Origin of the sequence: Pseudomonas sp. FSL R10-1350 (assembly GCF_009600525.1) — a bacterium.
Lineage (GTDB): Bacteria > Pseudomonadota > Gammaproteobacteria > Pseudomonadales > Pseudomonadaceae > Aquipseudomonas > Aquipseudomonas helleri.
This window is the reverse complement of record NZ_WIVR01000027.1, coordinates 1-18,804: the sequence shown is the minus strand read 5'-3', so window position 1 is coordinate 18,804 and position 18,804 is coordinate 1. Positions and strand designations below refer to the sequence as shown.

At 60.9% G+C, this 18,804-nt stretch carries 17 protein-coding genes; 8 read left to right on the top strand and 9 right to left on the bottom strand.

Going from position 1 to position 18,804, the window contains the following annotated elements; all coding sequences use genetic code 11:
• The first annotated feature begins 82 nt into the window (after nucleotides 1-82).
• Genes GHO25_RS13840 through GHO25_RS13830 form a run of 3 tightly spaced genes read left to right on the top strand, consistent with a single transcriptional unit; the run spans nucleotide 83 to nucleotide 5,300 of the window.
• Nucleotides 83-1,174 (top strand): efflux RND transporter periplasmic adaptor subunit, encoded by a 1,092-nt coding sequence (locus GHO25_RS13840; RefSeq protein ID WP_153391015.1) that lies wholly within the window; start codon nucleotides 83-85, stop codon nucleotides 1,172-1,174.
• The gene (locus tag GHO25_RS13835; protein ID WP_153391014.1) at nucleotides 1,171-2,241 is read left to right on the top strand and encodes an efflux RND transporter periplasmic adaptor subunit; all 1,071 of its coding nucleotides are present in this window, start codon (nucleotides 1,171-1,173) and stop codon (nucleotides 2,239-2,241) included. Before GHO25_RS13840 ends, GHO25_RS13835 begins: the two co-directional genes overlap by 4 nt.
• The gene (locus GHO25_RS13830) at nucleotides 2,238-5,300 is read left to right on the top strand and encodes an efflux RND transporter permease subunit (protein ID WP_153391013.1); all 3,063 of its coding nucleotides are present in this window, start codon (nucleotides 2,238-2,240) and stop codon (nucleotides 5,298-5,300) included. The genes GHO25_RS13835 and GHO25_RS13830 overlap by 4 nt, the downstream gene beginning before the upstream one ends.
• A gap of 354 nt (nucleotides 5,301-5,654) precedes the next feature.
• On the opposite strand, the gene GHO25_RS13825 is transcribed toward GHO25_RS13830, so the two are convergent.
• From GHO25_RS13825 to GHO25_RS13805, 5 genes are all read right to left on the bottom strand, one after another.
• Complete coding sequence (locus GHO25_RS13825; protein WP_048372607.1) at nucleotides 5,655-5,936, bottom strand: type II toxin-antitoxin system RelE/ParE family toxin; 282 nt, start codon at nucleotides 5,934-5,936, stop codon at nucleotides 5,655-5,657.
• A complete protein-coding gene (locus GHO25_RS13820; RefSeq protein ID WP_153391012.1) occupies nucleotides 5,926-6,171 on the bottom strand; it encodes a type II toxin-antitoxin system prevent-host-death family antitoxin in 246 nt (81 codons plus the stop codon). The genes GHO25_RS13825 and GHO25_RS13820 overlap by 11 nt, the downstream gene beginning before the upstream one ends.
• 74 nt (nucleotides 6,172-6,245) lie before the next feature.
• Complete coding sequence (locus GHO25_RS13815) at nucleotides 6,246-6,503, bottom strand: hypothetical protein (RefSeq protein ID WP_048372611.1); 258 nt, start codon at nucleotides 6,501-6,503, stop codon at nucleotides 6,246-6,248.
• Between the two features lie 401 nt (nucleotides 6,504-6,904).
• Nucleotides 6,905-8,866, bottom strand: coding sequence for a choline BCCT transporter BetT (gene betT, locus GHO25_RS13810; RefSeq protein WP_206540844.1), 1,962 nt, complete (start codon nucleotides 8,864-8,866; stop codon nucleotides 6,905-6,907).
• A gap of 361 nt (nucleotides 8,867-9,227) precedes the next feature.
• Nucleotides 9,228-9,554, bottom strand: coding sequence for a DOPA 4,5-dioxygenase family protein (locus tag GHO25_RS13805; RefSeq protein WP_153391010.1), 327 nt, complete (start codon nucleotides 9,552-9,554; stop codon nucleotides 9,228-9,230).
• 171 nt (nucleotides 9,555-9,725) lie between these two features.
• On the opposite strand from GHO25_RS13805, the gene GHO25_RS13800 reads away from it, so the two are divergent.
• Nucleotides 9,726-11,294 (top strand): SulP family inorganic anion transporter, encoded by a 1,569-nt coding sequence (locus GHO25_RS13800; protein WP_123750626.1) that lies wholly within the window; start codon nucleotides 9,726-9,728, stop codon nucleotides 11,292-11,294.
• Between the two features lie 76 nt (nucleotides 11,295-11,370).
• Here GHO25_RS13800 and aroE read toward each other — a convergent pair whose 3' ends face one another.
• Together aroE and hemF are read right to left on the bottom strand one after the other, a co-directional pair.
• Nucleotides 11,371-12,192, bottom strand: a complete 822-nt coding sequence (gene aroE, locus GHO25_RS13795; RefSeq protein ID WP_153391009.1) for a shikimate dehydrogenase — start codon at nucleotides 12,190-12,192, stop codon at nucleotides 11,371-11,373.
• A 22-nt stretch (nucleotides 12,193-12,214) separates the two neighbouring features.
• A complete protein-coding gene (hemF, locus tag GHO25_RS13790) occupies nucleotides 12,215-13,129 on the bottom strand; it encodes an oxygen-dependent coproporphyrinogen oxidase (RefSeq protein ID WP_048373945.1) in 915 nt (304 codons plus the stop codon).
• Nucleotides 13,130-13,277: 148 nt separating this feature from the next.
• On the opposite strand from hemF, the gene GHO25_RS13785 reads away from it, so the two are divergent.
• Nucleotides 13,278-14,255, top strand: coding sequence for an NADPH:quinone reductase (locus GHO25_RS13785; protein ID WP_048388179.1), 978 nt, complete (start codon nucleotides 13,278-13,280; stop codon nucleotides 14,253-14,255).
• 117 nt (nucleotides 14,256-14,372) lie between these two features.
• Here GHO25_RS13785 and GHO25_RS13780 read toward each other — a convergent pair whose 3' ends face one another.
• Together GHO25_RS13780 and dprA are read right to left on the bottom strand one after the other, a co-directional pair.
• Nucleotides 14,373-14,930: an L-threonylcarbamoyladenylate synthase gene (locus tag GHO25_RS13780; RefSeq protein ID WP_153391008.1), complete on the bottom strand. Its 558-nt coding sequence runs from the start codon at nucleotides 14,928-14,930 to the stop codon at nucleotides 14,373-14,375.
• Nucleotides 14,931-14,965: 35 nt separating this feature from the next.
• Nucleotides 14,966-16,063 (bottom strand): DNA-processing protein DprA, encoded by a 1,098-nt coding sequence (gene dprA, locus GHO25_RS13775; protein ID WP_153391007.1) that lies wholly within the window; start codon nucleotides 16,061-16,063, stop codon nucleotides 14,966-14,968.
• 382 nt (nucleotides 16,064-16,445) lie between these two features.
• Between dprA and def the strand changes: the two genes are divergently transcribed.
• The 3 genes from def to GHO25_RS13760 all read left to right on the top strand — a co-directional run.
• On the top strand, nucleotides 16,446-16,952 hold the full coding sequence (gene def / locus GHO25_RS13770) for a peptide deformylase (protein ID WP_123750622.1): 507 nt from the start codon (nucleotides 16,446-16,448) through the stop codon (nucleotides 16,950-16,952).
• Nucleotides 16,953-17,094: 142 nt separating this feature from the next.
• Nucleotides 17,095-18,045 (top strand): methionyl-tRNA formyltransferase, encoded by a 951-nt coding sequence (gene fmt / locus GHO25_RS13765; RefSeq protein WP_048373940.1) that lies wholly within the window; start codon nucleotides 17,095-17,097, stop codon nucleotides 18,043-18,045.
• The coding region (locus GHO25_RS13760) for a transcription antitermination factor NusB (protein ID WP_306108773.1) at nucleotides 18,042-18,804 on the top strand (763 nt) is incomplete at its 3' end. The genes fmt and GHO25_RS13760, both read left to right, overlap by 4 nt.

Sequence of the window (18,804 nt, the reverse complement as noted above, 5' to 3'; positions counted from 1 at the left end):
CAGAGTCCCACAAAGTCTGAACCCTGTTCTACGCTATGTGTCGTATTGTCTCGATCACTGAGCACCAAGCAAAGGAGTCTGCATGGCTGGTCCACGAATCAAGTGTGCTTGGGGCTTAAGCCTTTTGGCGCTCCTGACGGCTTGCGGTAAAGAAGGCCCCAAAGAGCCTTTATCACCACGGGTTTATATACAAGAAGTTACCAGCCGCGACTATGCACCTCCCATTGCGCTCAGTGGCGACATTCAGGCACGGGTCGAAACCCAGCTGTCCTTTCGGGTCGGCGGCAAGATCATCGAGCGCAAGGTCGATGTCGGTGATCACATTCAGGCCAATCAGGTGTTGGCGCGCCTAGACCCCAAAGACCTGAAAATCCAGGTCGAGACCGCCCAGGCCAGCGTGTATGCGCAACAGGCGCAAGTGGTACAAACCCGCGCCGCCTATGTGCGCCAGCAAAAGCTGCTGCCAAAGGGCTACACCAGCCAAAGCGAATACGATGCGGCCTATGCGGCTCAGCAGAGCGCACAAAGCGCCTTGGCGGCGGCGCAAGCGCAACTGGCCAATGCCCACGAACAACTCAGCTACAGCAACCTGGTGGCGGAAGCGCCGGGCGTGATCACCGCGCGCCAGGCCGAAGTCGGGCAAGTAGTGCAAGCCACCATGCCGATGTTCTCACTGGCCCGTGATGGCGCCCGCGATGCCGTGTTCAACGTGTACGAATCGCTGTTTATCGAGCCGCCCAAAGACCCTACCGTGCAAGTCACGCTGTTGCAGGACCCGACGGTCAAGGCCAACGGTTTTATCCGTGAGATCACCCCCGCCGTGGCGGCGCAAAGCGGCACGCTGCAAATCAAGGTGCAACTGGACTCGCTGCCCAAGGGCATGGACCTGGGCTCGATTGTCAGCGTCAACCTGAGCCCGGCGCCGCAGCGCAGCATTGAAATGCCATGGTCAGCCCTGACCAAAGATGTCAGCGACCCGGCGGTGTGGGTGGTCGACGGCGACAACAATGCGCGCCTGCAAAAAGTCACCGTGGGACGCTACCTGACCGGCAGCGTGATCATCAGTGATGGCCTCAAGGACGGAGAAAAAGTCGTGGTCGCAGGCGGACAGTTGTTACACCCCGGCATGAAGGTCGAGATAGCACCCACGCCAGCAGGGGGGATGGCACTATGAACCGTCTCTGGATAGCGCCTTTCGCGGCCCTGTTGTTGCTGGGCTGCTCTGAAAAAAAGCCGCCTGAGCCACTCGTCAGGCCCGTGCTCTACGTGGTGGCCAAGCCCGACCTGACCCAACATCTGGGGCGCTTTGCCGGCAATATCGAAGCCCGCTACGAAAGCACCTTGGGCTTTCGCGTGCCGGGCCGCATCGTGCGGCGCTATTACGACGTTGGCGCGTTGGTTAAAGAAGGCGATATTTTGGCCAGCCTCGACCCGACCGATCAGCAAAACAACGTGCGCGCCGCGCAAGGCGATCTGGACAAGTCCCGCGCGCAGTTGATCAACGCCCAGGCCAATGCCCGGCGCCAGCAAGAGCTGTTCAATCAGGGCGTGGGCGCGCAAGCCCAGCTGGACACGGCACAAGCCGACCTCAAAACCGCGCAGGCCGCCGTGCAACAAGCGTCAGCGGCGCTCAATCAGGCTAAAGACCAGCTCAGCTACTGCAACCTGCGTGCAGACCATGACGCGGTGATCACCGATTGGGCGGTCGAAGCTGGCCAGGTGGTGAGCGTCGGTGAAGCCGTGGCCACCCTGGCGCGACCTGAAATCAAAGAAGCGGTGATCGACCTCCCGGCGCCGCTGGCCGAAGCCCTGCCCAAAGACGTCGTGTTTTTTGTCGCAGGCCAGCTCGACCCGAACGTCAACACCAAGGCCCATGTTCGCGAAATCGCGCCCCAGGCCGACAGCGCCACGCGCACCCGCCGTGTGCGGCTAACCCTGGACCAGACCCCACCGGCCTTCCGCCTCGGTAGCTCCATCAGCGTCACGGTCAGCAGCCCGATTACCCAGCACTTCCAGGTGCCGCAGACCGCCCTGCAAGAAACCGACGGCAAGACCCGCGTGTGGGTCGTGGACCCGCAAACACTGACCGCCAACACGCGGGAGGTGACCGTATGGCGCCGCGACGCCAATACCGTGTTGCTCTCGGGCGGTATCAGCAGCGGTGACGCCGTGGTCAGTGCGGGCGCCTACAGCCTTAAACCCGGACAAAAAGTCAGACTCGACAAGGAAAGCTCGCAATGAATGGGAAATTCAACCTGTCCGAGTGGGCCCTCGAGCATCAGTCATTCGTGTGGTACCTGATGTTCGTCGCGGTGCTTGCCGGGTTCTTTTCGTACTTCAACCTGGGCCGCGCCGAAGACCCCAGCTTTACCATCAAAACCATGGTGATTCAGACCAAGTGGCCCGGCGCCACGGTGGATGACACCATGCTGCAAATCACCGACCGTATCGAGAAAAAGCTCGAAGAGCTGGACACCCTCGATTACGTCCAGAGCTACACCCGGCCGGGCGAGTCCACGGTGTTTGTGTTCTTGAAAGACACCACCAAGGCCGAGCTCATCCCGCATATCTGGTACGAGGTGCGCAAAAAAATCGGCGACATTCGCGGCGACTTCCCCCAAGGCATTCAAGGCCCGGGGTTCGACGATGAGTTCGGTGATGTGTACGGCACGATTTACGCCTTTACCGGCGACGGCATCAGCATGCGCCAACTGCGCGACTACGTCGAAGAAGTGCGCCTGGGGATCCGCGACATCCCCAATCGCGGCAAGATGATGACCATCGGCGAGCAGGCCGAAACCTTCTACCTCGACTTCTCGACCCGCAAACTGGCCGCGCTGGGCCTGGATCAACAACACATTCTGCAAAGCCTGCAAGAGCAAAACGCCGTGACCCCGGCGGGGGTCATTGAAGCCGGACCAGAGCGCATGTCGGTGCGCGCCTCTGGCCAATTCCACAGCGTGGCCGACCTTGAGGCGGTCAACCTGCGGGTCAACAACCGCTTCTACCGGCTCGCTGACGTGGCCGACATTACCCGTGGCTATGTCGACCCGGCCGCGCCGATGTTCCATTACAACGGCCAGCCGGCCATTGGCCTGGCCGTGGCCATGAACACGGGTGGCAACATTCAGGAGTTCGGCGAGCAACTGCAGCAGCGCATCAACGAACTGACCGCGCAACTGCCGGTGGGCGTGGGCGTGCACATGGTCTCTGACCAGGCCGAAGTGGTGCAGGTGGCTGTACACGGCTTCACCAGCGCGCTGTTTGAGGCGGTGATCATCGTTCTGGCAGTGAGCTTTATCAGCCTGGGCCTGCGCGCGGGTATGGTGGTGGCGATCTCGATCCCGCTGGTGCTGGCGCTGGTCTTCGTGTTTATGGAGTTCACCGGCATCGCCATGCAGCGTGTGTCGCTGGGCGCGTTGATCATCGCCCTGGGCCTGCTGGTGGACGACGCGATGATCACGGTAGAGATGATGATCTCGCGGCTGGAACTGGGCGAAACCAAACAGCAGGCCGCAACGTTTGCCTACCACTCCACGGCTTTCCCGATGCTTACCGGTACCTTGGTCACGGTGGCGGGCTTTGTCCCGATCGGCCTCAACAACAGCGCGGCGGGGGAGTACACCTTCACCCTGTTCGCAGTGATTGGCGTGGCCCTGCTGGTGTCATGGATGGTGGCGGTGCTGTTTGCCCCGGTGCTGGGCGTGCACGTGCTGCCCGCCAAGGTTAAACCCAAGTCCGAAAAACCGGGGCGGCTGGCCCAAGCGTTCAACACCGGCCTGCTGTGGTGCATGACCCACCGCTGGTGGACCATCGGCGGCACGGCGGCGATGTTCCTGGCCTCGGTGGTGGGCATGACCTTTGTGCAAAACCAGTTCTTCCCGGCCTCTGAGCGCCCCGAGATTCTGGTGGATTTGAACCTGCCGCAAAACGCCTCGATCCAGGAAACCCTCAAAGTCACCCAACGCTTTGAAGCCTCGCTCAAGGACGACCCGGACATCGTGCGCTGGAGTACCTACGTGGGCGAGGGCGCGATCCGTTTTTATCTGCCTCTGGACCAGCAACTGCAAAACCCGTTCTTCGCCCAGTTGGTGATCGTCAGCACCGGGCTTGAGAGCCGCGATGCGTTGATGGAGCGCCTCAACAAACGCCTGCGTGAAGAGTTTGTCGGCGTCGGCAGTTACGTGCACACCCTGGAACTGGGCCCGCCCGTGGGCCAGCCGCTGCAATACCGGGTGAGCGGCCCGAACATCGACCAGGTGCGCAAACACGCCATCGACCTGGCCACCGTACTCGACGCCAACCCCAACGTGGGCGAAACCCTGTTCAACTGGAACGAGCCGGGCAAAGTGCTGCGGGTCGACATCGCGCAAGACAAGGCCCGCCAGTTTGGTTTGTCGTCCGAAGACGTCGCGCAAGTGATGAACAGCATCGTCACCGGCGCGACCGTCAGCCAGGTCAAAGACAGCATCTACCTGATCGACATCGTCGGCCGGGCCAATGGCAGCGAGCGCAACACGCCAGAAACCCTGCTCAACCTGCAAATCACCACACCGAGCGGCACCTCGATCCCGTTGCTGGCGTTTGCCTCGGTGCGCTACGAGCTGGAGCAGCCGCTGGTCTGGAGCCGTGACCGCATACCGACCTTGACCCTCAAGGCTGCGGTGCGCGGCGACATTCAGGCGGTTGACCTGGTGGACGACCTCAAACCGACCATCGATGCCTTCATCGCCAAACTGCCGCAAGGCTACAAAGTCGAAACCGGCGGCACCGTGGAGCAAAGCGCCAAAGCCCAAGGCCCGATCGCCAAAGTCATCCCGTTGATGCTGTTTTTGATGGCGACCTTTTTGATGATACAGCTGCAAAGCGTGCAGAAAATGTTCATCGTGGTCAGCGTCGCGCCGCTGGGCCTGATTGGCGTGGTGTTGGCGCTGGTGCCCACCGGCACGCCGATGGGCTTTATCGCGATTCTGGGGATCCTGGCGCTGATCGGCATCATCATTCGTAACACGGTGATTCTGGTGACCCAGATCGACCAGTTCGAACGTGATGGCTTCGACCCGTGGCATGCGGTGGTCCAGGCCACGCATCACCGTCGTCGGCCCATCCTGCTGACCGCCGCAGCGGCCAGCCTGGGCATGATCCCGATTGCACGGGACGTGTTCTGGGGCCCGATGGCCTACGCCATGATCGGCGGCATCTTCTCGGCCACCTTGTTGACCTTGCTGTTCTTGCCGGCCCTGTACGTGGCCTGGTACCGCATCAAAGAAAACAAAAACCCGCCCCCGGCCATTCACTGACCAGGCAGGAGCGAACTCGCACTGGCTCTGTAGCCGCTGACGAGGCACGAAGGCTGCGATGGGTTGCGTAGCGACCCAGACGGCGGTCCTGCGGCCCGCATCGCAGCCTTCGTGCCTCGTCAGCGACTACACGTTCAAAAGAGGTTGGCAGCTGTGCGCAGGCGCGGAGCCTACCAAGCGTTTTGAAAAGTTGAAATCCAATATTCAGGCTTGCACGCCCGAACGCTGATGATTCAGCGACGGGGCGAACTATAGGCAGCCCTCAGAAGGGTGAACACCCTAAATGTTGTAGGAGCTGGCTTGCCTGCGATCTTTTGATCTTCAACGTGAATAAATTGCGATCAAACACGCTATTTAGCGCTGCTTGGCGCGGTCGTATACAGCGCTGCGTTCGCGTTTCCCGACAGCAATCACTGCCACTACGACGCGCTCATCAATGACTTTGTACACCAACCGGTAGCCTGCCGATTTAAGCTTGATCTTGTAACAGTCGGGCATCCCGTGAAGGGCGTCAGCCCCTATACGTGGGCTTACCAATCGTTCGACCAACTTCTTTTTAAATTGCTGCTGAAGCGTATAGCCCAACTTCTCCCACTCTTTCAAAGCTGTGGGCAGGAACTCCAGCTTATAAGTCATCCAGATTTACCGGGACAGGCGTCTCTTGGCTGCGAGCCTTCACCAGTTCAGCAAGGTCCATGTCATCCAGACGCTCCATGATGGCTTCAAACACTTCAGCAGGCACCATGTAGCCCATGACACGGTTGTGGTTGAGCACCGCAACCGGAGCACCGTGGGCAGCATTCATGACTGCGGAGGGATTTTTCTTGAGTTCAGACACACTCACCGCTCGATCTGCCAAGACGTTTTGCATAATTTATGCCCTCTAAATAGGTCGTTATATTGGTCTATTTAGAGGGGCGCATCAACCTAAGATTTAGTGAGTCGCTACACCTCGCGCAACACCAACACCCCCAGCACATCGCAGCCTTCTTGCAACAACAACGACGTCGCCTCACACACCGCACTCAAATCATGCGGATCGCTGCTGTAGGCGTTCATGTGGGACAAACTGCGCAACAAATTCTTCGCCGCCTGAAAGCGCTGCTCAGCACAGGTGAGCAAGGCAGACACAGACGCCTGGGTATCAATCAAGAGAACGTTGGAATCGACAGGATTGTCGGTTTGCGGGAGGAAATGCGACATGGTGGAAACTCCTATGAATTAAGGAGCCACTTCAATCAGCTTGCACGCAGAAAGAGGGTGGCAGCTGTGCGCGGGTGTGCAAGACCGGCCATAGGAATCCGGCAGACCCGAAGATCTCCCACGCACAACCGCCATAACGCTGAGTGCAGGCGCGGAGCCTACCAAGCGTTTTGAAAAGTTGGAATCCTATGATCAGGCTTGCACGCCCGAACGCTGATGATTCAGCGACGGGGCGAACTATAGGCAGCCCGCAACGAGCACCACAATGGGCCAAAGCACGAGCAAGCCTCATCCCACACAAGTCAGGGAAAGGTCTGTAATCGCGCTGCCTGAATCGCGAGCAAGCCCGCTCCCACAGGTCCTGTGCAACACCTGTGGGAGCGGGCTTGCTCGCGAGGGGGTCAACGCACCAAATGCAGGAACTGCATGTGGCGTTCGTACTGGTCGAGGATGTCGTTGATGATCTGATCCTTGGTGTAGCCCATCAGGTCGTAGTCCTGGCTGCCTTCGCTCAGGTGCACTTCAGCCCGGTAGTAACGGCGGTTACGCAGTTCTTTGGGGCCCATGCCGCCACGGGCAAACGATGGCGTGAAGTAGCCGCGCATTTGCACCTGGTAGACGAACGGGTGCTGGTCACCATGACCAATCTCAAGGCTGACGTTGTCATTGGCCGGGTCAGGCTGGGTGACAACGTTGAGGCCCTTTTCGAGGAACACCGCGCTCACTTCTTCAATCGCCGGGCGCACCGTGGTGTCCATGAAGCGGTACACCTCGTCCCGCGACGGGAAGTGCACGGCCTGGCTCAAGCGTTGACGCCAGCCACCACGGCCACGGCGCGACACGGCCACCGGGGCCAGCGAGTGCATCTGCGCGATCTTCTTCTGCGATTCCAGGTAGAACGCCTTGTGCAGCCCCCACATCATCAGCAACAGGATCAGCGAGAACGGCAGCGAGGTCAGAACCACCGCCGACTTGAGCGCGTCGATGCTGCCCGAGAACAACAGCGCACTGGTCACCAGCGCGGTCATCCCACCCCAGAACACCCGCAGCCATTTGGGGCCATCTTCGTCAGCGCTATTGCCACGCGCCGAGAGGGTCGACAGCACCACGGTGCCAGAGTCGGCCGAGGTCACGAAGAACACAAAACTGATGAACACCGTTACGGCGATCACGGTTTTGCTCCACGGGTAGGTTTCCAGCAGCAGGTACAAGGCGCGCGACGGGTCGTCGATGGCGGCTTGGCCCAACGCCGTCAGGCCGTGGTTGAGCACTTGGTCAATGGCGCTGTTGCCGAAAATAGACATCCACGCCAGGGTGAAGCCCAACGGAATCAGCAGCACGCCAAAGACGAATTCTCGAATGGTCCGGCCACGGGAGATACGCGCAATAAACAGACCCACAAACGGCGACCATGCGATCCACCAAGCCCAATAGAACACGGTCCAGCCGCCCAGCCAGTCGCTCGGCTTGTTGTAGGCATACACATCAAAACTCTTGGTCGGCAGCGCGCCCAGATAGTCACCGATGTTCTGGATCAGGGTGTTGAGCAGGTGCTGCGTCGGCCCTGCGAACAGCACGAACAGCAGCAGGGCACAGGCCAGCAGCATGTTGATGTCGGACATCACGCGCACGCCTTTATCGACGCCCGCGATGGCCACCAAAATGGCTGCGCCCATCATCAGGGTGATCAACCCCACCTGAATCCATTGGGTGTGCGGCACGCCGAACAGGTAGTCGAGCCCGGAGTTGAGGTGCAACACCCCAAACCCCATGTCGGCGCCCAGACCAAACACCGTGGCGATGATGCCAAAGCCGTCGACCGCGTAGCCGATGGGGCCATTGATGCGTTTGCCGATCAGCGGGTACAGCGCCGAACGCAGCGCCAGCGGCAAGTTATGCCGGTAGGCAAAGTAGGCCAGCGCCATGCCGACAAAAGCAAACACGCCCCAACCGTGCAGGCCCCAGTGCAAAAACAGCAACTGCATGCCTTGGCGCGCCGCCTCGGCGTTACCGGCCGGGCCTTGTGGCGGGTTGAGCATGTGGGTGAGGGGTTCTGACACACAAAAGAAAAATAGCGTGATGCTGATCCCGGCGGCAAAGAGCATGCCCGCCCAGGACAGGTAACTGAACTCAGGTTCGTCGTGGTCGGCACCGAGCTTGATCTTGCCGTAGCCGGACAAGGCGGTGACGACCACGAAGATCAGATACAGGGTCATCGCTAGCATGTAGTACCAGCCGACCGTATTGGCCGCCCAGTTTTGTGCTGCCAGTAGCCATTCACCGGCGGCTTCGGGCAATGAAATCACCACCAGCCCGAAAACCAGAATAAACGCGGCGGCAAAGTAGAAAACCGGCGGGTTCATGCGGATGAGAGACGTCTGCGACGTCGAAGGTGTACTCATGGCAAATACACCTCGCAGCAGTGATACAGGCGTAAAAAGAGCGAGTTCGGCAAAGGTTAGCCTCCTGTTGTGAGCGGGCAGCGGACCACCGGTTTAACTTGAACGAGCATTCAAGTTAAACATGGATGGCGTGTAAGGACTAATCGCTACCCTTGGCTACACGTGTCTTACGTTAGCTCATGGCAAGGTATGACACATGCCCGCGTACGAACGTTCAGCCGTTATGGCACGGGGCTATCCGGGATTTGCCGACGGTAGGTCGCGGGCGGAATTTTGGGGGGTGAAAAAAAATTCCAAAAAATCGAAGCGCTTCGCTTTCTGGTCAAAAAACAGACAAATTCAACGGTCTGATTTCACCCATCCAGATCGCATGATCGGTGTGATCCAGCAGGTCATTGCCCGTGTCGGGGTGCAGAAAGATCACCAGCCCGTGTCGGCTGATAGCCAGCCAGGGCAATACAATGCCGAGCAGTTCGGGGCCAAAGGCCAGTTGGCAGCTCCAGTCGGGGTGCGGGCCGACCGGGCGTTCGTGGACGCGGCCCATGCTGATGCCAAATCGGTGCGCCGCTTCTTCGCACAGGGCGCGCGCCTGGTCGATGGTGCTGGCGTCGTAATAGACGTGGGCGTGATAGCCCTTGATTCGTTGCATAAGCGCCTCTTGATTGTGTGCTGCACGCATTATTAATGTGGGAGCGGGCTTGCTCGCGATGCAGACGGTGCGGTGTATGCGAACATCCGCGGCGAGGCCATCGCGAGCAAGCCCGCTCCCACAGAGGTAACCTTGCACGCGCACTCTAAACCCACACTCAGCGAGAGCGTTATGCCCCGGCTCAACCGCACTGCCATCCTGCCATTTCTGAATTGGCTGCCCAAACAAACCCGCGCAAGCGTAGGCCGAGATGCGCTGGTGGGCTTGAGTGGTGCAATTCTGGCACTGCCGCAGTCCATCGCCTACGCCTTGATTGCAGGTTTACCGCCTGAATACGGGCTATATGCTGCCATTGTGCCAGTAATTATTGCGTGCTTGTGGGGCTCGTCGTGGCATTTGATCTGCGGGCCGACGGCTGCCATTTCGATTGTGCTGTTTGCCAGTGTCAGCCCGCTGGCGGTGCCCGGCACTCAGGACTACATCGGCCTGATCCTGCTGCTGACGTTTTTGGCGGGGATTTTCCAGTGGCTGCTGGGGATGCTGAAGTTCGGCGCACTGGCCAATTTTGTCTCACATTCGGTGGTGGTCGGGTTCACCCTTGGCGCGGCGGTGGTGATTGCCTTGGGCCAGTTGCCCAATGTGCTGGGCGTTGACGTGCCGGGCAAAGCCACTGCGCTGGACAGCCTGCTGACGCTGTTGCGCCATGTGCGCGACTTCGACCCCGCGTCGTTGGGGCTCGGGGTAGGGACGGTGCTGTTGGGCGTCGCACTCAAGCTGTGGCTGCCACGCTGGCCGACGCTGCTGTTGACCCTGGTGCTTGCCAGCCTGGCCGTGTGGCTGCTGCCGTCGGTGTTTGGCCATGTGCAGTTGGTGCAGGCGTTTGTGGGGCGTTTGCCGCCGTTTAGCCCGTTGCCGCTGGATATCGAAACGCTGTTGCGTCTGCTGCCCAGTGCCGTTGCGGTGGGCATGCTGGGGTTGGTGACCAGTTTGTCGATTGCCCGCTCGATAGCAGCACGTTCGCAGCAGATGCTCGACGCTAATCAGGAGATCCGCGCACAAGGCTTGTCCAACGTGTTCGGCGCCTTGTTCTCGGGGTATTTGTCCTCGGGCTCGTTCACCCGGTCGGGGCTCAACTACGAAGCGGGTGCCCGCTCGCCATTGGCCGGGGTGTTTTCCGCGTTGTGGGTGGCGCTGTTTGCGATCACCGGTTCCGCGCTGATTGCGCACATCCCGATCCCGGCCATGGCAGGCAGCATTTTGCTGATCAGTTGGGGGTTGGTGGACACCCGCGGTATTCGGGCGCTGTGGCGCGTGAGCCGGGCCGAGTTCGCGGTGATGGCACTGACCTGCGTCGCCACCTTGCTGCTGGAGCTGCAAACAGCGATTTATGCCGGGGTGCTGGCGTCGCTGTTTTTTTACCTCAAGCGCACTTCGCGCCCGCGTATCCAGCAATGGACAGAGGGGGATGAAGAGGTGTTGCGGGTCGGCGGGTCGATTTTTTTCGGCGCCAGCCATTACCTGCAAGTGCGTTTGCAACGCACCCAGGGGCAGCGGGTGGTAATAGAGGCGCAGCACATCAACTTTATCGACTATTCGGGGGTTGAGATGCTGCACCAGGAAGCCCGTCGCTTGCTGGGGCTAGGCCGCAGCCTGACCTTGCGTCGGGCACGGGCGCCGGTGGTGGAAGAATTGAAGAAGCTGGAAGGCGCGGACAAGTGCCCGATTTTATTTGAGGACTGACCTGTAGGAGCGAGCTTGCCTCGCGATCTTTTTGAAGATCAAAAGATCGCGAGGCAAGCTCGCTCCTACAAGGGGTTTACTGCGCCAGCAGACGGCGCAGTTCGGCCAGCGCCGGGGCGGTGTCCGGGCGTACGCCGCGCCACAGGTAGAAAGCTTCTGCCGCCTGTTCGGCCAGCATGCCCAGACCGTCCATGACGTGGCCCGCGCCATGCTCGCTGGCCCAGAGGCAAAACGGCGTCGGCGCGTTGCCGTACATCATGTCGTAGCACAAGGTTTGGCCGGGCTCGATCAGGCTGCTGGCAATCGGCGGCACTTCACCGGCCAGGCTGGCCGACGTCGCGTTGATGATCAGGTCGACCGGCTCTTTTAACCAGTCAAAACCACTGGCCGCCACCGGCCCCAAGTCGCTGAACAGCTCCACCAGCACTTCGGCCTTTTCGACCGTGCGATTGGCAATGGTCACCGAGGCCGGGCCTTCGGCCAGAATCGGTTCCAACGCGCCACGTACCGCGCCGCCCGCGCCAAGGATAAGGATGCGTTTGCCCTTGAGGCTGAAGCCCGCGTTAACCGTCAGGTCGCGCACCAGTCCCGCGCCATCGGTGTTGTCGCCCAGCAGCGTGCCGTCAGCCAGTTTGCTCAGGGTGTTCACCGCGCCCGCCCGTTGCGCACGGGCGGTCAGGCTGTTGGCCAGGCGATAGGCGTCTTCCTTGAACGGCACGGTCACGTTGGCCCCGCGACCTTGCTGGAAAAACGCCAACGCGCTGCCGCCAAAATCATCCAGCGGCGCGAGCAACGTGTCGTACTGCATCGATTGCCCGGTTTGCTCGGCAAACAGGCGGTGCAGCACCGGCGATTTGCTGTGGGCGATCGGATTACCAAAAACGACGTAACGGTCCATCAGGCAAGCTCCTCGGGCAATGTCAGGCGTTGGCTAACCAGTCGCGGTCTTGCAGAAAGTACTCAGTCAGCCGCGCCTCTTCGGTACCGGGCGCCACTTTCCAGTCATAGCCCCAGCGTACGTGGGGCGGCAGCGACATCAGGATCGACTCGGTACGCCCGCCCGATTGCAGGCCGAACAGGGTGCCACGGTCGTGAACCAGGTTGAATTCGACGTAGCGGCCCCGGCGATATTCCTGGAACTCACGCTGCTGGGCCGTGTAGGCATCGGCCTTGCGGCGCTGCACAATCGGCAGGTAGGCGTCGATAAAGGCGTCGCCGATGGCGCGAACGAAGGCAAAGCTGGTGTCAAAATCCCATTCGTTCAGGTCATCGAAAAACAGGCCGCCAATGCCACGCGGCTCGTTGCGGTGCTTGATGTGGAAGTAGCGGTCGCACCAGGCTTTGTAGCGCGGGTACACGTCGGCGCCGAACGGTGCGCAGGCTTGCTCGGCCACGCGGTGCCAGTGCACGCAGTCTTCTTCAACGCCGTAGTAGGGCGTGAGGTCGAAGCCGCCACCAAACCACCAGACCGGCTCTTCGCCTTCTTTTTCGGCAATGAAAAACCGCACGTTGGCGTGGGACGTCGGCACATGCGGGTTGTGCGGGTGGATCACCAGCGACACGCCCAGGGCTTCAAAGCCACGGCCCGCCAGTTCAGGGCGATGGGCGCTGGCGGACGGCGGCAAGCCGCTGCCAAACACGTGGGAAAAGTTCACACCGCCTTTTTCGATGACCTGGCCGTTTTCGATCACTCGGGTACGCCCGCCACCGCCTGCCGGGCGCTCCCAGGCGTCTTCAATGAAGCGCGCGCCGCCATCTTCGGTTTCCAGCGCAGCGCAGATACGGTCTTGCAGGTCGAGCAAGTAGGCTTTAACGGCCTCGGTGCGAGTAGTCATGACATCACCTTAAATCGGGCAAAGCGACAGAGCGGGGCCGCCAGCGAAGGGCGGCTAGCATAACACCGCACCCGGCATCGTCGCAGTTGACGAAGATCACGCTAAAGCGTTGGATAGGGACCTCGTCAATTCAGCAAGGACAGTGCAAATGGCTAAACGTATCCAGTTTCGGACCCTCGGCGGGCCCGAAGTGCTTGAGTATGTCGATTACCAACCTGCCGAGCCGGGCCCGCAACAGGTTCGCGTGCGTAACCAGGCCATCGGCCTGAATTTCATCGACACCTATTTCCGCAGCGGCCTGTACCCGCTGCCCGAGCTGCCATCGGGCCTGGGCAATGAAGGCGCGGGCTTCGTGGATGCAGTGGGCAGTGACGTGCACACCGTCAAAGTGGGCGACCGCGTGGCTTACGGCACTGGCCCGCTGGGCGCAAACAGCGAGTTCCACGTGTTGCCAGCGGCGAATGTGGTGAAACTGCCGGACGACATCAGCTTCGAGCAAGCGGCCGCCGTGATGCTCAAGGGCCTGACCGTGCAGTATTTGCTGCGCCAAACCTACGAGGTTAAAGCGGGCGATACCATTTTGTTCCACGCCGCTGCCGGTGGCGTTGGCTCGATTGCGTGCCAATGGGCCAAGGCGCTGGGCGCGAAATTGATCGGTACGGTCAGTTCGGCGGAAAAAGCCGCGCACGCCAAAGCACTGGGCGCCTGGGAAACCATCGACTACAGCCATGAAGACGTGGCCCAGCGCGTGCTGGAACTGACCGGAGGCAAGAAAGTCCCGGTGGTGTATGACGGCGTCGGCAAAGACACGTGGCTCACCTCGCTGGACAGCCTGGCGCTGCGCGGGCTGATGGTCAGCTTCGGTAACGCGTCGGGGGCGGTAACTGGCGTGAACCTGGGGATTTTGTCGCAGAAGGGTTCGCTGTACGTCACCCGGCCAACCTTGGCGGGCTACGCCAACACGCCCGAAAACCTGCAAAAAATGGCCGACGAGCTGTTTGAGATGATCCGCACCGGCAAAATCAAGGTTGAGATCAGCCAGCGCTATGCCCTGAAAGACACGGCCAAGGCACACATCGAGTTGGCCTCGCGCCGCACCACCGGCTCGACGATTTTGTTGCCGTAACACCAAACCTGTGGTCGCTGCCGCAGGCTGCGATAAGGGCCGAAGGACCTTCGCTTTTACAAGCAGGGCCGCTACGCAGCCCATCGCAGCCTGCGGCAGCGACTACAGTTTGTGGGGTTAGTCGGGGCGCACGACCTTGCCGGTCGCCAGGTCGCGGATCAGGCTGGGGTTTTTACGCCCGCCCAAATTGCCGCCCAAGACGTGATCGATCTGGCCACGAAAGTACTGCTCAACTTTTAACCGCGTACGCGCCGCCGGCAAGCCCGCCGGGTTGGCAGACGTGGAAACAATGGGCCCCACCAACGCACACAACTCACGCACCAGCGGGTGATCACTCACGCGCAACGCCACGGTGTCGTGCTGGCCGGTGATCCACTCGGGCAGCAGGCCTTGATGCGGCACCAGCCAGGTGTTCGGCCCAGGCCAGGTGCTGGCCATGCGGTCGATCCACTCTTGGGGGAAGTCTTCGAACAGGAAGTCGAACTGGTGAATGTTGTCGGCAACCAGAATCAGGCCTTTATCCACAGGTCGCGATTTGATCGCCAGCAAACGCTCGACCGCTTCTTCATCCCACGGGTCGCAGCCCAGGCCCCAGACGGCTTCGGTGGGATAGGCGATCACGGCGCCCGCGTGAATCGCGCGTGCGGCTTGTTGGACGCGCCAGGTGCTGATCATTGAGTGTCTCCAAATAGGTACTGGGCGCAGTGTACTTAGCTGGCGCGAGCAAACCAACGCCCGCCCTCAAGCACCACATGCCCGTCGAGTTCAAGTTCGGTCAACGCCGCCAGCAGCCGGGGCAGGTCCCAACCGCTGGCGCAGGCCAGGGCTTCGCTGGTGTGGGGCGCTGCCTGCAACAATTGCACTAATGGATGACAGCTGTGTGTGAACAGGTCTGCTGTGGATAACGGCATCGAGCGCCACCCGCGCAGGCCTTCGAGAATGTGCTCGACGGTTTCCACCAGGGTGGCGCCATCACGAATCAGTTGATGGCAACCGCGCGCGCCGGGGTGGTGGATAGAACCCGGCAGGGCGTAGACCTCACGACCTTGTTCAGCCGCCAGGCGGGCGGTGATCAACGAACCGCTGGCCACGCTGGCTTCGACCACCAGTACGCCCAACGACAAACCGCTGATGATTCGGTTGCGCCGCGGGAAGTTGCCCGACAGCGGCCCGGCGTCCAGCGGGAACTCCGACACCACGGCGCTGCCGTTGGCAATCATCGCGTCTGCCAGTGCGCGATGGCGCTGTGGATAAAGTTTTTGCAGGCCGGTGCCGAGCACCCCGATCGTCTGCCCGCCAATGTCCAGTGCGGCCTGGTGCGCGGCCCCGTCAATGCCCAGCGCCAGCCCGCTGGTAATGACAAAACCGGCACCCGCCAGACACTTCGAAAACGCCGCGGCGGTGTCCAGCCCCGGCCGTGAGGCACGCCGACTGCCGACCATCGCCAGTTGCGGTTTTTCCAGGATGCCGGGGTCGCCCGCCACAAATAACAGGGGCGGCGAGTCTTTGATTTCAGCCAACAAGGCCGGGTAATCGGGCTGATCGTGGAGCAACACATGCTGCTTGCAGCCCTCAAGCCAGCGCATTGCAGCGCTGGCACCGTCACGTACTTCGGGGTTGCGCCGGGCCTCGCTACTGGCGGGTGGCAAGCCCAAGGCCCGCCAGGCACTGGCCGGGGCGCTGAGCGCCGAACTGGCCGAGCCAAAGGCCCGAAACAAGGCGTGGTAGCGCTGTGGGCCGACCTCGGGCAAGCGGTGCAAACGCAAGCGGGCTTCCAGCTCTGCTGGGGAAATATCAGACTGCGACATGGGATCATCCTTGATCTGTTTCATCAGCGTTACGCCAGGCACAACCTGTGGATAACTCTGTTAACAAGTTGTTGGGCACGTGTCAGTAAGCGCCGGGGTAAACGCTCAGTACGGCCTTGAAAATACGCCGGCAAACCCAACCTTAGTAGAACGCTGCGCACAGACCGCGCCCATTGGTTTCAAACTGCGACGCGCGCGCCACCTGCAGCCGGGCAGCTAGTCGTTTCATCCGGGGTTGAATCCCTTTATTATGTGCGCTCGCGTGAAACGCCAGAGCCCGAGCGGGCTCTCTCTGAAGGAGACGTTTTGCACAGGTTGCCGAGTCTTCAAGACCCCCTGACAACCGTTTTTGAATCTTTCACACAGTGCCCCAATCAAACTTATGGCTATTTTAAACATCCTCGAATTCCCAGACTCGCGTCTGCGTACCATCGCCAAGCCGGTGACGGTTGTGGACGACGAAGTCCGTCAGTTGATCGATGACATGTTTGAAACCATGTACGAAGCGCCTGGCATTGGCTTGGCGGCCACGCAGGTCAACGTGCACAAGCGCATCGTGGTCATGGACCTGAGCGAAGACCGCAGCGCGCCGATGGTGTTTATCAACCCTGAGTTCGAAACCCTGACCGACGAGATGGGCCAGTACCAGGAAGGCTGCCTGTCGGTGCCGGGTTACTACGAGAACGTAGACCGCCCGCAGCTGGTCAAAATCAAAGCGCTGGACCGTGACGGCAAGCCTTTTGAAATGACCGCCGAAGGCCTGCTGGCCGTGTGCATCCAGCACGAATGCGACCACCTGAACGGCAAGCTGTTCGTGGATTACTTGTCTACGCTCAAGCGTGACCGGATCAAGAAAAAGCTGGAAAAACTGCACCGCCAGAACGCTTGATCCTCGGTATAACCCTACGCTTGTCTCGGACTCACTGTAGGAGCGAGCTTGCCTCGCGATCTTTTCAACGATCAAAAGATCGCGAGGCAAGCTCGCTCCTACAGGGTTATTCCCGCCTTCCCCCATTCCAAGTGAGTACTCCATGACTGAGCCATTGCGCATCGTCTTTGCTGGCACCCCCGAATTTGCCGCTGAACACCTCAAGGCGCTGCTCGACAGCCCGTACGAGATCGTTGCGGTGTACACCCAACCGGATCGTCCGGCCGGGCGCGGGCAAAAGCTGATGCCAAGCCCGGTCAAGCAACTGGCGCTGGAACACAACATTGCGGTCATGCAGCCGCCGACCTTGCGTGCCCCCGAGGCTCAAGCCGAACTCGCCGCACTCAAGCCCGACTTGATGGTGGTGGTGGCGTACGGCCTGATCCTGCCGCAAGTGGTGCTGGATATTCCGCGTTTGGGCTGCATTAACAGCCACGCCTCGTTGCTGCCACGCTGGCGCGGCGCCGCGCCGATTCAGCGCGCGGTCGAGGCTGGCGATGCACAAAGCGGGGTGACGGTGATGCGCATGGAGGCGGGTCTGGACACCGGCCCGATGCTGCTCAAGTCCATCACTCCCATTAGCAGCGAAGACACCGGCGGCACCCTGCACGACCGTTTGGCCGAACTGGGCCCACCGGCCGTGATCGAAGCCATTGCCGGCCTGGCTGACGGCACCTTGCAAGGCGAAGTGCAGGACGACAGCCTGGCGACTTACGCCCACAAGCTCAATAAAGACGAAGCACGCATCGACTGGAACCGCCCGGCGGTGGAGCTGGAGCGGCTGATTCGTGCCTTCAACCCGTGGCCGATTTGCCACAGCACGCTCAACGGCGAAGCCCTGAAAGTGCTGGCCGCCACCTTGGCAGACGCCAAGGGCGAACCGGGGCAGATCCTCGCGGCCAGCAAAGACGGCCTGATCGTGGGCTGCGGTGAAGGCGCGCTGTGCCTGACCCGTCTGCAATTGCCCGGCGGTAAAGCGCTGAACTTCAGCGATTTGTTCAACAGCCGCCGTGAGAAGTTTGCCGTGGGTACTGTTCTGGGCGCCGCCCAATGAACCCGCGTCTGGCCGCCGCCAAGGCACTGACCGCCGTACTCAACGGCAAGGCATCGCTCAACAGTTCGTTGCCGTTGCAACTGGACAAGGTTGAAGCCCGCGACCGCGGCCTGACCCAGGACCTCGCGTTCGGCACCGCACGCTGGTATCCGCGCTTGTCGGCATTGGCCAACAAGCTGCTGCAAAAACCCTTTAAAGCCGCCGATGCCGACGTTGAAGCGCTGTTGCTGGTGGGCTTGTACCAACTGCTGTACACGCGGGTGCCGGCCCATGCGGCCATTGGCGAAACCGTGGGTTGCGCCGACAAGTTGAAAAAACCGTGGGCCAAAGGCCTGCTCAACGCCGTGTTGCGCAACGCTCAGCGCGACAGCGAAGCCTTGCTGGCCGAGCTGGAACACGACCCGGTAGTGCGCACTGCCCACCCGCGCTGGCTGCAAAAATCGCTGAAAGCGTTCTGGCCTGAGCAGTGGGAAGCCATCTGCGCTGCCAACAACGCGCATCCGCCGATGATTCTGCGGGTCAATCGCCGCCATAAAACCCGTGATCAGTACCTGCAATTGCTGGCTGAAAGCGACGTGCAGGCCCAACCGTGTGTGTACAGCCGAGACGGCATTGTGCTGGCCGAAGCCTGCGATGTGCGCAATCTGCCGGGCTTTGCCGAAGGCTGGATCAGCGTGCAGGACGAAGCCGCACAGTTGGCCGCCGACCTGCTCGACCTGGCCCCCGGCCAGCGCGTGCTCGACGCCTGCTGCGCGCCGG

Coding starts and splice junctions, on each gene's coding strand:
- betT (WP_206540844.1), bottom strand. CDS start 8,866: ATGAACCCGCCGGTTTTCTACTTTGCCGCCGCGTTTATTCTGGTTTTC.
- GHO25_RS13780 (WP_153391008.1), bottom strand. CDS start 14,930: ATGATCAGCACCTGGCGCGTCCAACAAGCCGCACGCGCGATTCACGCG.
- GHO25_RS13835 (WP_153391014.1), top strand. CDS start 1,171: ATGAACCGTCTCTGGATAGCGCCTTTCGCGGCCCTGTTGTTGCTGGGC.
- GHO25_RS13815 (WP_048372611.1), bottom strand. CDS start 6,503: ATGTCGCATTTCCTCCCGCAAACCGACAATCCTGTCGATTCCAACGTT.
- def (WP_123750622.1), top strand. CDS start 16,446: ATGGCTATTTTAAACATCCTCGAATTCCCAGACTCGCGTCTGCGTACC.
- GHO25_RS13800 (WP_123750626.1), top strand. CDS start 9,726: ATGCCCCGGCTCAACCGCACTGCCATCCTGCCATTTCTGAATTGGCTG.
- fmt (WP_048373940.1), top strand. CDS start 17,095: ATGACTGAGCCATTGCGCATCGTCTTTGCTGGCACCCCCGAATTTGCC.
- GHO25_RS13825 (WP_048372607.1), bottom strand. CDS start 5,936: ATGACTTATAAGCTGGAGTTCCTGCCCACAGCTTTGAAAGAGTGGGAG.
- GHO25_RS13820 (WP_153391012.1), bottom strand. CDS start 6,171: ATGCAAAACGTCTTGGCAGATCGAGCGGTGAGTGTGTCTGAACTCAAG.
- GHO25_RS13830 (WP_153391013.1), top strand. CDS start 2,238: ATGAATGGGAAATTCAACCTGTCCGAGTGGGCCCTCGAGCATCAGTCA.
- hemF (WP_048373945.1), bottom strand. CDS start 13,129: ATGACTACTCGCACCGAGGCCGTTAAAGCCTACTTGCTCGACCTGCAA.
- GHO25_RS13785 (WP_048388179.1), top strand. CDS start 13,278: ATGGCTAAACGTATCCAGTTTCGGACCCTCGGCGGGCCCGAAGTGCTT.
- dprA (WP_153391007.1), bottom strand. CDS start 16,063: ATGTCGCAGTCTGATATTTCCCCAGCAGAGCTGGAAGCCCGCTTGCGT.
- GHO25_RS13805 (WP_153391010.1), bottom strand. CDS start 9,554: ATGCAACGAATCAAGGGCTATCACGCCCACGTCTATTACGACGCCAGC.
- aroE (WP_153391009.1), bottom strand. CDS start 12,192: ATGGACCGTTACGTCGTTTTTGGTAATCCGATCGCCCACAGCAAATCG.
- GHO25_RS13840 (WP_153391015.1), top strand. CDS start 83: ATGGCTGGTCCACGAATCAAGTGTGCTTGGGGCTTAAGCCTTTTGGCG.